At 74.0% G+C, this 13,595-nt stretch carries 12 protein-coding genes and 1 rRNA gene; 8 read left to right on the forward strand and 5 right to left on the reverse strand.

The features are described 5' to 3' along the window. Together RI554_01785 and RI554_01790 are read right to left on the reverse strand one after the other, a co-directional pair. A 16S ribosomal RNA gene (locus tag RI554_01785) occupies positions 1-536 on the reverse strand; the annotation flags it as partial. A 348-nt stretch (positions 537-884) separates the two neighbouring features. Then, complete coding sequence (locus RI554_01790) at positions 885-1,952, reverse strand: lysylphosphatidylglycerol synthase domain-containing protein (protein ID MDR9390743.1); 1,068 nt, start codon at positions 1,950-1,952, stop codon at positions 885-887. Positions 1,953-2,059: 107 nt separating this feature from the next. Here RI554_01790 and RI554_01795 point away from each other — a divergent pair, with 107 nt between their 5' ends. From RI554_01795 to RI554_01805, 3 genes are read left to right on the forward strand one after another with little or no spacing between them, the layout of a single operon-like run. Beyond that, a complete protein-coding gene (locus RI554_01795; GenBank protein MDR9390744.1) occupies positions 2,060-2,812 on the forward strand; it encodes a Nif3-like dinuclear metal center hexameric protein in 753 nt (250 codons plus the stop codon). Next, a complete protein-coding gene (gene tmk / locus RI554_01800; GenBank protein ID MDR9390745.1) occupies positions 2,809-3,465 on the forward strand; it encodes a dTMP kinase in 657 nt (218 codons plus the stop codon). The genes RI554_01795 and tmk overlap by 4 nt, the downstream gene beginning before the upstream one ends. 23 nt (positions 3,466-3,488) lie before the next feature. Continuing rightward, a complete protein-coding gene (locus RI554_01805) occupies positions 3,489-4,262 on the forward strand; it encodes a glutaminyl-peptide cyclotransferase (protein MDR9390746.1) in 774 nt (257 codons plus the stop codon). A 22-nt stretch (positions 4,263-4,284) separates the two neighbouring features. On the opposite strand, the gene RI554_01810 is transcribed toward RI554_01805, so the two are convergent. Next, a complete protein-coding gene (locus tag RI554_01810) occupies positions 4,285-4,656 on the reverse strand; it encodes a hypothetical protein (GenBank protein MDR9390747.1) in 372 nt (123 codons plus the stop codon). Between the two features lie 157 nt (positions 4,657-4,813). Between RI554_01810 and RI554_01815 the strand changes: the two genes are divergently transcribed. Genes RI554_01815 through RI554_01830 form a run of 4 tightly spaced genes read left to right on the forward strand, consistent with a single transcriptional unit; the run spans position 4,814 to position 11,194 of the window. Continuing rightward, positions 4,814-5,821, forward strand: a complete 1,008-nt coding sequence (locus RI554_01815; protein ID MDR9390748.1) for an ABC transporter ATP-binding protein — start codon at positions 4,814-4,816, stop codon at positions 5,819-5,821. Then, positions 5,818-6,810: a hypothetical protein gene (locus RI554_01820; protein MDR9390749.1), complete on the forward strand. Its 993-nt coding sequence runs from the start codon at positions 5,818-5,820 to the stop codon at positions 6,808-6,810. The genes RI554_01815 and RI554_01820 overlap by 4 nt, the downstream gene beginning before the upstream one ends. Next, the gene (gene metH, locus RI554_01825) at positions 6,807-10,571 is read left to right on the forward strand and encodes a methionine synthase (protein MDR9390750.1); all 3,765 of its coding nucleotides are present in this window, start codon (positions 6,807-6,809) and stop codon (positions 10,569-10,571) included. The genes RI554_01820 and metH overlap by 4 nt, the downstream gene beginning before the upstream one ends. Next, positions 10,568-11,194 (forward strand): HD domain-containing protein, encoded by a 627-nt coding sequence (locus RI554_01830; protein ID MDR9390751.1) that lies wholly within the window; start codon positions 10,568-10,570, stop codon positions 11,192-11,194. The genes metH and RI554_01830 overlap by 4 nt, the downstream gene beginning before the upstream one ends. Before the next feature lie 28 nt (positions 11,195-11,222). Here the strand turns inward: RI554_01830 and RI554_01835 are convergent, their stop codons facing one another. After that, positions 11,223-11,939, reverse strand: coding sequence for a hypothetical protein (locus RI554_01835; protein MDR9390752.1), 717 nt, complete (start codon positions 11,937-11,939; stop codon positions 11,223-11,225). A 30-nt stretch (positions 11,940-11,969) separates the two neighbouring features. Here RI554_01835 and RI554_01840 point away from each other — a divergent pair, with 30 nt between their 5' ends. Further along, positions 11,970-13,397: an MFS transporter gene (locus RI554_01840; protein MDR9390753.1), complete on the forward strand. Its 1,428-nt coding sequence runs from the start codon at positions 11,970-11,972 to the stop codon at positions 13,395-13,397. Here RI554_01840 and RI554_01845 read toward each other — a convergent pair. Further along, on the reverse strand, positions 13,372-13,572 hold the full coding sequence (locus RI554_01845) for a hypothetical protein (GenBank protein MDR9390754.1): 201 nt from the start codon (positions 13,570-13,572) through the stop codon (positions 13,372-13,374). The genes RI554_01840 and RI554_01845 overlap by 26 nt on opposite strands. Positions 13,573-13,595: the final 23 nt, after the last annotated feature.

Below are 13,595 nucleotides of genomic sequence, written 5' to 3' on the forward strand. Positions count from 1 at the left end.
ACGCTTGCACCCTCCGTATTACCGCGGCTGCTGGCACGGAGTTAGCCGGTGCTTTTCAAGGGGTACCGTCATCGTTCGTCCCCCTTTTAGAGGTTTACAACCCGAGAGCCTTCATCCCTCACGCGGTGTCGCTCCATCAGGCTTTCGCCCATTGTGGAAGATTCCTAACTGCTGCCTCCCGTAGGAGTGGGGCCCGTGTCTCAGTGCCCCTGTGGCCGATCACCCTCTCAGGCCGGCTACGCGTCGTCGCCTTGGTAGGCCATTACCCCACCAACGAGCTGATGCGCCGCGGGCCCATCCCCAAGCGAAAAACTTTACTCGAGCCACAAGAGGCTCGAGCACATCCGGTATTAGCAGCCGTTTCCAGCTGTTGTCCCGGACTTGGGGGTAGGTCACCCACGTGTTACTCACCCGTTCGCCACTCAGTCCCCAGGAACGTCACACCGAAGCGATCGGTTCGAGGGTCTTCGTTCGACTTGCATGTCTAAGGCACACCGCCAGCGTTCATCCTGAGCCAGGATCAAACTCTCCAAAACAGTGCCGGAATCAAGGGTCCGGCTGCCCGTTTTGCAGTGTGTAAAACAGAATCGACGGGTCGTTGCGAATCGGATTTTCAAGGAGCCCCGCGCCCTGAGGCGCGAAGTCCTAGTATGCCCATTCCCGCAGACCGTGTCAACCCTGCGTCATGGGAGGCGGTTCGAGCCGAAGCTCGCCTACGCTCCCGGCGATCGTCGCGCCCCGTCTCCAGCGGAGTCGGTGGCACGGATCGCGTCGAAATCGACGGGTCGTTGCGAATCGGACTGTCATGGAGCGCGGCCCGCGGGGCGAACCCCGTTCTGCGAGCGCAAAAGCAAGTGTACGCCCCACGCCGCCGCCGCGTCAAGTCACGGGGCGGCGGACCCTCCCCCGTCCCGGTCCCCGCGAGCGCTCCGCCCCGCCGTCCCGACCTGCGGACGCGCCACCGACGCGCCGCGCACGCCGTCCGCCTCCGCCGCGACCGCGCCGGCCCGCGTCGCCCGGAGCGCCTCGAGCCCCCCGGCCGGCAGCGCGGTCACCAGCAACGCCGCGACGCCGGTCACGCGGACGATCCCCGACACCACGACCCCGTCCGCAGCCGACGCACCGAAGCCCGCCGACAACGCCGCGAACGCCAACTCCTGGACGCCCAGGTTGCCCGGCGTCACCTGCACGTACGTCGCGACCTGCAGCAGCACGTAGAACGCGACCGCCTCCGCCACGCCGGCCGGCACGTCCAACGCCACGAAACTCACCCACACGAGCACCGACGCCTGGACGAACGCCGCCGCCGTCCACGCCGTCACGCGCAGGAGGTAACGCCCCTCGCGCACGCTCTCGAGCGTCACCGCCACCATCTCCGCAAGGCGCGCCCGCGCCCACGCCGTCGCGCGGAGGCGTTCGGGGAACAACGGCAGGATCGCGAGCGCCAGCAGCGGAGCCGCCGCCGTCGCGCCCGTCGCGGCCGACAGCGACGCCCACAACGGCCAACCCCCCACCTCGACGTCGCGCGCGAACGCCGCGACGAACGCCGCCCCGAACGCGAAGTTCAGGATCATCGCCAACCACGGCGCGTTCACGAACGCGACCAGGAAGTCCTGGATCGTCACGCCGAACCGCCGCCGAAGCTCCACCGCCCGGTAGACGTTCCCCGCCTGCGGCACGAACAGGTTCAAGAAACGCCCCAGCACGAACAGGCGCGTCCACGGCACCACCCCCACCGGCCGACGCGCGAACCGCACCAGCACGACGTGAAAGCGCATGCTCTGCACCCCCAGGTACACGACCTGCAACGCCAACAGCGCCAGCAACGGTCCGGGACGCAGGGCGGCGAGGCTGCGCAGGTCCTCCCCACTCGCCACGACGAGCGCCACCGACGCCACGACGGCGACGGCCAACAGGATCCACGGCGCGGTGCGGGTCAGCCGCTGCGGCATCGCCGGAGCGTAGCCGCGGGGCGCACCGGCGACCGTCGCCCGGCACGCCGTTGCGCCGCGCCGCCGCCCCGACGCGCCCGCCCCGCGACGCGCGGTACCCTCCCCGCATGAAGCGAGACGACCTGGTGCGCTGGCTCGACGCCACCCTCGACGTGCACGCCTACCCCGACCCCTCCCTCAACGGCCTGCAGGTGGAGGGGCGCGACGAGGTGACGAAGGTCGCCGTCGCCGTCGACGGCAGCCTCGCCGCCTTCGAGCAGGCCGCGGAGGTCGGCGCGGACCTCGTGATCGTCCACCACGGCCTCTTCTGGGGCGACCCCGAACCGATCACCGGCATGCTGGGCCGGCGGGTGCGCTTCCTGCTCGAGCACGACCTCAACCTCTACGCCGCCCACATCCCGCTCGACGCCCACCGCGAACTCGGCAACAACTGGGGTCTGGCCGCCCTACTGGGCCTCGCCGACCCCACCCCGTTCGCGCACTGGCAGGGCCACCCGATCGGCGTGAAGGGCACCTTCCCGAACCCCGTGACGCTACGCGACCTGGCGGACACCATCGAACGCGAGCTCGGCGAGAGCGTCCTGGTGCATGCCGGCGGGGAGCTCGAGGTCGGGTCGCTCGGCATCGTCTCGGGCGCCGCGGCCCGCGAGATCCACACCGCCGCCGACGAGGGCCTCGACGCCTTCCTGACCGGCGAGCCCAAGCACGACGTCTTCCACGTCCCCTTCGAACGGCACCTCAACGCCCTCTTCGCAGGGCACTACATGACCGAGACGGTCGGCGTGAAGCTCCTCGCCGAACGCATCGAGGAGGTCCACGGGCTCGACGCCGAATTCCTGCTGCTCCCGACCGGCCTGTGAACCGCCGCGCCGCGTTCGTGGTGCTCGAGGGACCCGAGGGCGCCGGCAAGTCGACGCAGGCCGCCCGCCTCGCCGCACGCCTCCGGGCGCGGGGGCACGACGTGCTCGAGACCCGCGAGCCGGGCGGCAGCCCCCCCGGCGAACGCATCCGCACCCTCCTCCTCGATCCCGACGTCGAGGTCGGCGCCGAAGCGGAGTTCCTGTTGTACGCCGCCGCCCGCGCCGAACACGTCCGGACCCGCGTCCGGCCCGCCCTCGAGGCCGGACGCACCGTCGTGTGCGACCGCTTCGCCGCCTCCAGCGTCGTCTACCAGGGCCACGCGCGCGGCCTGAACGTCGCCTGGATCCGCAGCGTCAACGCCATCGCGACCGGCGGCCTCACACCCGACGCCACGGTCTTGCTCGACCTCCCCGCCGACGTCGGGCTGGCGCGCGCCGCCCGACGCGGCGCCCCCGACCGCCTGGAGGCGGGGGGCGCCGCCTTCCACGCCCGCGTTCGCGACGGGTTCCTCACCGAAGCCGCGCGGGCGGGGGACTGGATCGTCGTCGACGCGGCCGCGTCCGAGGACGCCGTCGCGGACGCCGTCTGGGCCGGCCTCGCCGGCGTCCTGGACGAAGCCGCGGCGGACGCGCGGGCGCCCGGGTCGCCGTGAAGCGGGGCGGGACCCGGCGCGGCGTGCGCGCCGCCGCGACCCTGCTCGCGAGCGCCCTCCTGCTCGCCGGGTGCACCCCACCCCCCGCCGACGCCCTGCCGTACGAGGTGGTCGCTCGCTACCCGCACGACCCGGCGGCGTTCACGCAGGGCCTGCTGTGGCACGACGGGGCGCTGTTCGAGAGCACCGGGTTGTACGGCGCCTCGTCGCTCCGCCGCGTCCGCCTCGACGACGGCGCCCGCCAGGCCGTGCGCTACCTACCCGACGACGTGTTCGCCGAGGGCCTCGCCCGCGTCGGCGACGAGCTGATCCAACTCACGTGGAAGCGGGGAGAGGCGTACCGCTGGCCGCTGGACGGCTTCGAGGCCGCGCCCGGACCGCGCCGCGTGCACACCTACGCCGGGGAGGGGTGGGGCCTCTGCTTCGACGGCGAGCGGTTGGTGATGAGCGACGGCAGCGCCACGCTGACGTTCCGCGACCCGGACACCTTCGCGGTCGAGGGCCGCCGCGAGGTCCGCCTCGACGGCGAACCGCTGGCCCGCCTCAACGAACTCGCGTGCGTCGGGGACCGGGTGTGGGCGAACGTCTGGTACGACGACCGGCTGGTGCGCATCGACCCCGCGTCGGGCCGGGTCGACGGCTACCTCGACCTCCGCGGCCTCCTCGCGGACGAGGAACGCTCCACGCTCGCGGACGACGCGGTGCTCAACGGCGTCGCGTGGCGGCCGGAGGCCGGCACGTTCCTCGTGACCGGCAAACGCTGGCCGGCCCTCTTCGAGCTGCGCGTCGGGGAGTGACCGACCGGTCGGCGCCGGCCCGTCAGTCCTTCTTCGCGGCGGCGCCCGACGCGCCCGACGCGCCCGACGTCCCGGCGTCCGGGGCGGTTCCAGCCGAGCCGTCGCCCGAGGCGGTCCCGGACGTCCCGGCCCCACTCCCCGCGTCGGTCCCGCCGCCCGCGTCGCCCTTCGTGCCGGCGTCGCTCGCCGCGGCCTTGGGGGCGGCGCCCCCCGAGGTCTTCTTGGAGTCGTTGACGTAGAAGCCGGAGCCCTTGAAGGCGATGCCGACCGGCTGCACGATCCGCTTGACCGGATCGCCGCTCTCGGGGTGTTCGGTCCAGGCGTCCTCGCGGATGCTCTGCTCGACCTCGAACGTTTCGCCGGTGGCCAGGTTCTTGTAGACGTAGACGGGCATGGACCCCTCCCGGTTGGGTGATCTCGCGCCGCGACGGCGGCCGAGCGGAATCGTACCCTGCGCCGCGCACCCCCTTCGTCGCCGGACCGCGTCGGTCGCGTCCGGCATGCCGCGCCCGGAACGCCCGCCGCCGGAGGCCGCGGGTACCATGCCCGGCATGGCCGTCCTCGCCGCCCACGGGCTCGTCAAGCGCTACGGCCGCGCCCTCGCCGTCGATCACGTCGACCTGCACGCCGAGCGCGGCGAAATCGTCGGGTTCCTCGGCCCCAACGGGGCCGGCAAGACGACGACCTTGCGGATGCTCGCCGGCCTGATCCGACCCGACGACGGCACCGCGGAGATCCTCGGGGAACGCGTCCCGGGACCGACGTTGCGGCGGGTGGGGACGATGATCGAGGAACCCAGCTTCTACCCGTACCTGTCCGGCCGCGCCAACCTGCACTACGCCGCGACGCTGCACGGGGGCGTCCCCCCCGCCCGCATCGACGAGGTCCTCGCCTTCGTGGACATGACGGCGGCGGCGTCGAAACGCGTCCGGGCGTACTCCCAAGGGATGCGCCAGCGGCTCGGCCTGGCGCGCGCGCTGCTCCACCGCCCCGACGTGCTGCTGCTCGACGAACCCAGCAACGGCCTCGATCCGGTCGGCATCGCGGAGATCCGCGAGAACCTTCGCGCCGTCGCCCAAGGCGGCGTCACGATCGTCGTCAGCAGCCACATCCTGGCGGAGATCGAGAAGCTCGTCGACCGCGTCGTCGCCATCCAGGACGGCGCCGTCCGCTTCGACGGGCCGCTCGACGACCTGCTGCACCGCGTCCAGCGACGCACCGTGACCCTCCGCCTGTCCGCCACCGACCCGGGGGCGCTGCGGCGCGCCCTCGCCGACGACGCCGTCCGCGGGGACGCGCACCTCGGCGCCGCCACCGGGCCCGACGCCGCGGACGTCCCGCCGCCCGGCGGACCCGACGCCGCGGTCCGGGTCGACGTCGCCCAGGCCGACGTCCCCGACCTGCTGCGCCGCCTGCTCGGCGCGGGCGTCGAGGTGACCGAAGCGCGGACCGAGGGCGAGGACCTCGAGGGCGCCTACCTGCGCCTCCTCGACCGCACCGATCCGGGCGTCACCGGGGACCCCGACGGCGCCGCCGACGACCGCGAGGCCGCCGCATGAGGGCCGCGCTCGCCGCCACCGGGCGGGTCGTGCGGGCCGAGGCGTTCCGGCTGCTGCGCAAGCGCCGCGTCTACGTCCTGGCGGGGCTCTGGTGGGTGGGGCTCCCGGTCGCGGTCCTCGTGCTCGCGCGGGTGCTGCAGGTGACGCTCACCGGGTCGTTCGTCGAGGGCGAGGCGGTGCCGGTGAAGACCCTGCTCCAGGGGCTCGCCTCGCCGTTCGGGGTCGCCCGCGTCGGGCTGGTCGCCCCCGCCTACCTGAGCCCCAGCCCGTACGTGATCGCCGTCGCCCTGCTCGCCGCGGCGGGATTGGGGGAGCCGCGGACGCACCGCATGTGGAAATCCACCCTCGTCAGCGAACCCGACCGGCGGGCGGTCCTGGCGGGCACGTTCCTGACGATGCAGGCGTTCCTCGGGGTGCTGCTGGCCGGCGCGTTCGTCTTCGGAGCGGCGTTCGGGGCGCTCGGGACGACCTTCCTCCCGACCGCCGTGGAGGGCACGTGGGGCCGCCTGGCGTCGCTCTACCTGCTGCAGTGGGCGCACCTGGCGGCGTTGCTGGCGTTCGCGTCGCTGGCGATCTTCGTGCTGCGCAACGTCACGTTGGGGGTGGTGACGACCTTCTTCCTCCCCCCCCTCCTCGAGGGCCTCTACGCGGTCTGGCGGGCCACCGCCGGCTTCGAGCCCCTCAATCGCGTCAACGCACTGTTCCAGACGCTTCAATTGCAGGCGACGCTCGAGGCGCTCCCCCGCTGGTTCCTCAGCACCAACCTGTACCTCCCGGCCCGGACGAGCGCCGCGCCTCTCTTGGACGAGGTGATCGGGAACCTCCAGGCGCTCGGGGAGGAGGCGGGCGGCGGGCCGGGTGGCGCGCAGATCGCCAGCCTCCTCGGTGCGGACCTGACGCTGCCCCACGCCGGCCTGGTGATGGCGGTGTACTTCGCGGCGTTCGCGACCGCCCTGACGATCGCCTTCCTCCGGCGGGACGTCGCGTGAGCCGCGCCGCCGACCGGCTCCGCGCCGCGATGCGCGAACGCGTCCTGGTGCTCGACGGGGCCATGGGGACCATGATCCAAGCGCACGTCCTCGAGGAGGCCGACTTCCGAGGGGCGCGCTTCGCGGATCACGACCGCCCCTTGATGGGCGCCAACGACGTCCTGAGCGTCACGCAGCCCGACCTGATCCGCGAGATCCACCGCGGCTACCTGGCGGCCGGCGCCGACGTCGTGGAGACGAACACCTTTTCCAGCACGAGCGTCGGTCTCGCCGACTACGGTCTCGAGGGGCACGTCGCGGAGATCAACGAGGCGGCGGCCCGCCTCGCGCGCGAGGAGGTCGACCGGGTCGCGACCGACGCGAAGCCGCGCTTCGTGGCGGGCTCCGTCGGCCCGACGAACCGGACGGCGTCGATGAGTCCCGACGTCGAGAACCCCGGCTACCGGGCGATCACGTTCGACGACCTCGCCGTGGCGTACCGCGAGCAGGTGGAGGCGTTGCTGCGCGGCGGTGCGGACCTGATCCTGATCGAGACGGTGTTCGACACCCTGAACGCGAAGGCGGCGCTGTACGCCTGCGACGCGGTGTCCGACGCGTGGGGGGTCGAGGTGCCGGTCATGCTGAGCGGCACGATCACCGACGCGTCGGGCCGCACCCTCTCGGGCCAGACCCTCGAGGCGTTCTGGACGTCGGTGCAGCACGCCCCGCTGGTGTCGATCGGGCTGAACTGCGCGATGGGCCCGGAGGCGTTGCGGCCGTACGTCGAGGAGCTCTCGCGGTTGGCGTGGGTCCCGACCACCGTCCACCCGAACGCGGGCCTCCCGAACGCGTTCGGGGGCTACGACGAGACGCCGGCGGCGATGACGGAGGTGCTGGAGAGCTTCTTGGAGGCGGGGCTCGTGAACGTCATCGGCGGGTGTTGCGGCACGACGCCGGACCACGTCGCGGCGTTCGCCGACGTCGCGGCGCGGCATGCGCCGCGCGTCCCCCCGCCGCGCGACGCACGCCCCCGCTTCTCCGGCCTCGAACCGCTCGTGATCCGCGAGGAAACGAACTTCGTGAACGTCGGCGAGCGCACGAACGTCACCGGCTCCCGCCGGTTCCTGCGCCTGATCCGCGAGGGCCGGCACGACGAGGCGCTCGACGTCGCCCGCGACCAGGTCGAGGGCGGGGCGCAGATGATCGACGTGAACATGGACGAGGGGATGCTCGACGCCGAAGCGGAGATGGTGCAGTTCCTCGACCGGCTCGCCGCGGAGCCGGAGATCGCGCGCGTACCCGTCGTCGTCGACGCCAGCGACCCGGCGGTCCTTCGCGCGGGCCTGACGCGTCTGCAGGGCCGAAGCCTGGTGAACTCGTTGAGCCTGAAGGAGGGCGAAGCCGCCTTCCTGGACGCCGCCCGGGAGGTGCATCGACTGGGGGCGGGCATGATCGTGATGGCGTTCGACGAGGCGGGGCAGGCGGACACGTTCGAACGCCGCACGTCGATCGCCGCGCGCGCCTACGGCCTCCTGACCGAACGCCTGGGCATCCCCCCCGAAGCGATCGTCTTCGACGTCAACGTCTTCCCCGTCGCGACCGGCATCGAGGCGCACCGCCGCTACGCCGTCGACTTCTTCGAGGCGGTCCGCTGGATCAAGGCGAACCTGCCGGGGGCGCTGACGTCGGGCGGCATCAGCAACGTGAGTTTCTCGTTCCGCGGCAACCCCCGCGTGCGCGAAGCGATGCACGCCGCGTTCCTGTACCACGCGCGCCGGGCGGGGCTCGACATGGGCATCGTGAATCCGTCGATGCTGGAGGTGTACGAAGAGATCGAGCCGGACCTGCGCGAGCGGGTCGAGGACGTGCTGTTCGATCGCCGCGACGACGCGACCGAACGCTTGGTCGCACTCGCGGAGACCCTCGCCGGGCGGGCCGGGAAGGCGAAGGAGACGGACCTCGCCTGGCGCGACGCGCCCGTCGCCGAACGCCTCCGCCACGCGTTGGTGAAGGGCATCGACCGCTACGCCGCGGAGGACGCCGACGCCGCCCGCCGCGAGCTCGGGGCGCCCCTCGCGGTGATCGAGGGGCCCCTCATGGACGGCATGAACGTCGTGGGGGACCTGTTCGGCGAGGGGAAGATGTTCCTGCCGCAGGTCGTCAAGTCGGCGCGGGTCATGAAGAAGGCGGTCGCGGAACTCACGCCCTACCTGGAGGCGGAGCAGGACGGGGCGGCCCACACGGCGGGCACGATCGTGCTGGCGACGGTGAAGGGGGACGTGCACGACATCGGGAAGAACATCGTGGGGGTCGTGATGGCGTCGAACGGCTTCGCGGTGCACGACCTCGGCGTGATGGTGCCGACCGAGACGATCCTCGCCGAAGCGGAGCGGGTCGGGGCGGACGCCATCGGCCTGTCCGGCCTCATCACCCCGTCGCTGGACGAGATGGTGGCGGTCGCGAAGGAGATGCAGCGGCGCGGCCTGACGACGCCGCTGTTGATCGGTGGGGCGACGACGAGCGCGGTGCACACCGCCGTGAAGATCGCGCCGGTCTACGACGGCCTGGTGGTGCACGTCACCGACGCCTCCCGGAGCGTGCCGGTCGCGGCGCGCGCGGTGAGCGACGTCGAGCGTCCGGGGCTCGCGGCGGAGGTCGGCGAGCGGTTCGACACGTTGCGCTCTCGGCACCAGGCGCGCGGCGCCGGTCGGCGCCTGCTGCCGCTCGCCGACGCCCGCGCGAACGCCCTCCCCACCGACGGGAGCGCGGGGGCGCCCCGCCCGAACGCGCCCGGCCGAACGGTCCTGGAGCTCCCCCTGCACGAGCTGGTGGACCGCATCGATTGGGGGCCGTTCTTCCACGCGTGGGAGCTGCGCGGCCGCTGGCCGCAGATCCTGGACGATCCCGCGAAGGGGGAGCAGGCGCGGGCGCTGAAGCGCGACGCGGACGCGATGCTGGAGGATTGGCTGCGCCGGGAGGACGCCGGGACGCGGGCGGTGGTCGGCCTGTGGCCGGCGAACCGCGACGGGGACGACCTCGTCGTGTGGCGCGACGAGGCGCGCCGCGACGTGCGCGCGACGTTGCGCACGCTGCGTCAGCAGGCCCCCGCCCGCGAGGGCGCCCCCAACCTGGCGCTCGCGGACTTCCTGGCGCCCGCCCCCGCCGCCGATTGGCTCGGGGGGTTCGCGGTGACGACGGGTCCGTGGGTCGAGCGCCTGGCGGCGGCGTTCGAAGCGGAGCACGACGACTACGCGTCGATCCTCGCCAAGGCGCTCGGGGACCGGCTGGCGGAGGCGACGGCGGAACGGGTGCACGAGCGGGTCCGCACCGACCTGTGGGGGTACGCACCGGACGAGGCGCTCGGTAACGACGACCTGATCGCCGAGCGCTACCGCGGCATCCGGCCGGCGCCGGGCTACCCGGCGACGCCGGACGGGACGGAGAAGGGCCCGCTGTTCGACCTCCTGCAGGCGCAGGCGTTGGGGATGTCCCTGACCGAGTCGTTCGCGATGGCGCCCGCCGCCAGCGTCGCGGGCCTGTACGTCGCGCACCCCGACGCCCGCTACTTCGCGGTGGGTCGGTTGGGTCGCGACCAGGTCGTCGACTACGCCGCGCGGAAGGGGTGGTCGGTGGCGGAGGCGGAACGGTGGTTGGCGCCGTCGCTGGGCTACGACCCCGACGCGGAGACGGCGACCCCACCCGCCCGGGGCGCACCCCCGCCGACCGACGGGCGGCCGGCCGTCCAGGCGCGGGCGGCCGCCGACGCGGAGGACGGCGCATGACGCACGCGGGGGACGACGGCGGCCTCGCCTACCTACGCCGGATGTACCGACTGAAGACCACGCCGCGGGAAGGCTGGGTCCGGCTCGGGGTCGCCGACCCGGAGTCGGTGGCCGACCACACGTGGGGGACGGCGGCTCTGTGCATGGCGTTCGCCGACGCCGCCGGCGTCGACGCCGGCGAGGCGCTGGAGATCGCCGTCGCGCACGACCTGGCGGAGTCGGTGACGGGGGACGTCGCGACGCGCGACGTCGGGCTCGACGCCGCCGCCCGGGCGCGCCGCGACGCCGCGAAGGCGGAGGCGGAGGCCGCCGCCATGACGCACCTCGAGACGCGTCCGGGCGACCTCCCGAGCGTGGCGGCGCGGGCCCGCATCCGGGCGCGCTGGGAGGCGTACGAGGCGCGCGCGAGCGAGGCGGCGCGCTTCGTGCGCGACATGAATCTGGTGGACATGGCGCTGCAGGCGCGCCTCTACGCCGAGGCGGTGGAGGCCGGTGCGGACGACGCCGGTGGGGGCGGGCGTCGCGTGTCGGCCCCGTTCGACGAGTTCCTGGCGTCCGCGGAGGCGCGCGCGTCGACCGACGTGGGGCGCGCCCTACTGGCGCGCGTCCGCGAGGGGGCGTGACGGGCGTGCGGACCCCGCCGGTCGGGCGTCAGGTGGACGCGTCACCGGGCACCAGCACGAACTGAAGCAGGTAGGGCGCGACGTCGTCGTCGGAGGGCTCGTCGGAGGGGTCGCCGGAGGCCGCGTCGGACGCCGCGCCGGGCCCGGTCGTCTCGTGGCTGCGTCGGGCGTACGCGTGGAAGAGGTCGACGAGGGCGTGCCGTAGGGCGCGGGCGTCGTCCTCGCGGAGGTGGAGCGTGGTGACGAGGTCGACGGCCTCCGCCTCGCCGAGGGCGACGTCGCTGCCGACGACCCACGTTTCGCCGTCCTCGGTGCGGTAGAGGCGGTAGCCGTCCCACGGCCGGTCGCGGGCGGCTTCGTGCGCAGCGAGGGCGTCGGCGAGATGGTGGGCGGTCGCCTCGAAGTGTCGGCGGAGGAGCTCCTGGAGCGTCGCGAACGGGGTCGCGGCGTACGGCACGAGGTAGGCGTCGTGGCACGACCGGTAGATCTTGACGGCGCGCCCGGCCCGCGGCCGCCGCCGCACCACCCGCACGAGTCCGGCGTCGAGGAAGGTACGGATGCGGTAGAGCATCCGGTCGAGCGACACCCCGACCTCCGCCGCGGCCTCGCTCGCGCTCGCGTCGCGCGCAAGGAACGGTCGGAAGAAGCGGAGGGCGTCGTCGTCGGTGAGGAGGCGGGCCTGCCGGGGATCGTCGACGACGTGGAAGGCGTCCGCCGGCGGTCTACCGGAATCTAAGTCTTTCATTCCATGTAGGGTACCGCGCACGCTGCGGGCATGGTCCACCCGGAGCTCCCCCTGCACGTCGCGCGGAGGCGGCACGCCGAGGCGCTCGCCGCCGCGGAACGCCGGCGCCGCCTCCGCCGGTCGCGCACCCCCGCCGACGCCCTCACGGCCACGTACGCGACCGCGAACGCGTTGGTGTGGGGCGCGACCGTGACGCCGATGGCGACGGCGGTGCTGTTCGCCACCTCGCGCGGCTTCACGCTGGCCGACGTCGGAGCGTTCGGGGCGGCGTACGCCGCCACGGTCGCGCTGCTCGAGGTCCCCTCCGGCGCGTGGGCGGACGCCTGGGGCCGCATCCGGACCGTCGCGCTCGGGGGCGTCGTGACGATCGCTGCGCTGGCGGCGCTCCTCGCCGCGTTCGACCTCCCGATGCTGCTGACCTACGCGGTCCTCGCGGGGGCGGGCCGCGCACTCACGTCCGGTGCGCTCGAGGCGTGGTTCGTCGACGCGTTGGCGACCGCCGACCCGGGCGCCCCGCTGCAGCCGCGCCTGGCGACGGCGAACGCCGCGGAGCTCGCCGCCCTCGCGCTCGGGACGCTCGGAGGCAGCCTGCTGCCCGGCGCGTTCGCCGGCGTGGGGACGGGGGACGGGGCGTGGCTCACGCCGCTCGCCACGCCGCTGCTGGCCTCGATCGCCCTGCACGCCGTCGCGGCGACGTACCTGTGGGTGGGCGTCGCCCCGCTGGAGACCGCGGCCCCGCAGCGGGCCGCGGCCGACCGGGCAGGCGTACGCGACGTCCTTCGCGCCGTGGCGCGCGACGCGGCGCACGACCGGGAGCTGCGCGCGCTGCTGAGCGTCCAGGCGTTGCTGGGGGCGTCGGTCGCGATGCTCGAGGCGTTCTGGCAACCGGCCTTGGCGGCGTACCTCCCCGCCCCCGAGACCCGGACGGCGCCGTTCGGCATGGTGTTGGCGGGCGGGTTCGGTGCGGCGATCCTGGGGACGTACGCCGCGACGTGGCTCGCGCGCCGGACCGGCGGGGCGTACGCCCGCGTGGCCGCCGCCGGCCTGGCGCTGCAGGCCGGCGCCCTCGCCGCGCTCGCGGTCGCCGACACCGCGTGGGCGGTGGCGGCGGCGATCGTGGCGGTCTACCTGGCGATGGGCGGGACGGGGCCGCTGCTCGCGACGCTGCTGCACGCGCGCAGCGCGTCCGAGCGTCGGTCCGCGACGCTGTCGGCCGCGTCGCTGGCGACGTTCCTCGGGGCTCTGCTGGGCGCCTCGGTGGGCGGGCGCGTGGCCGAGGGGGTGGGTCTGGAGGTCGTGTGGTTCACGGCGGCCGGCCTGGTGGCGTTCGCCTCCGTCCGGTTGGCGGCGTCGCGGGGCGTGCGCCGGGCGGACGACGCGCGCGCCCCGGAGGCTCCGGGGCGCGCGGACGTTCGTGCGGTCGAGGCGGCGTTCAGGCCGGGGCGCGACGGCCCTTGAGGCCGCGGCGGACGCGGCCCCGGAGGCCGAACAGGGTGCGCAGGCCACGCCGTTGCGCGCGGCCGCTCTCGCGGAGCATCGCTTCGCGGGCCTCCGCCCACTCGTGCTGACGTTGCGCGAGGAGCTGCAGTTCGCCGTGGCGGCGGTGGAGAAGGATGGTGTCGTAGTCGCTCATGGTGGACCTCCTGCGGCGGACGC

Source organism: Trueperaceae bacterium, from assembly GCA_031581195.1.
Classification (GTDB): Bacteria; Deinococcota; Deinococci; order Deinococcales; family Trueperaceae; genus SLSQ01.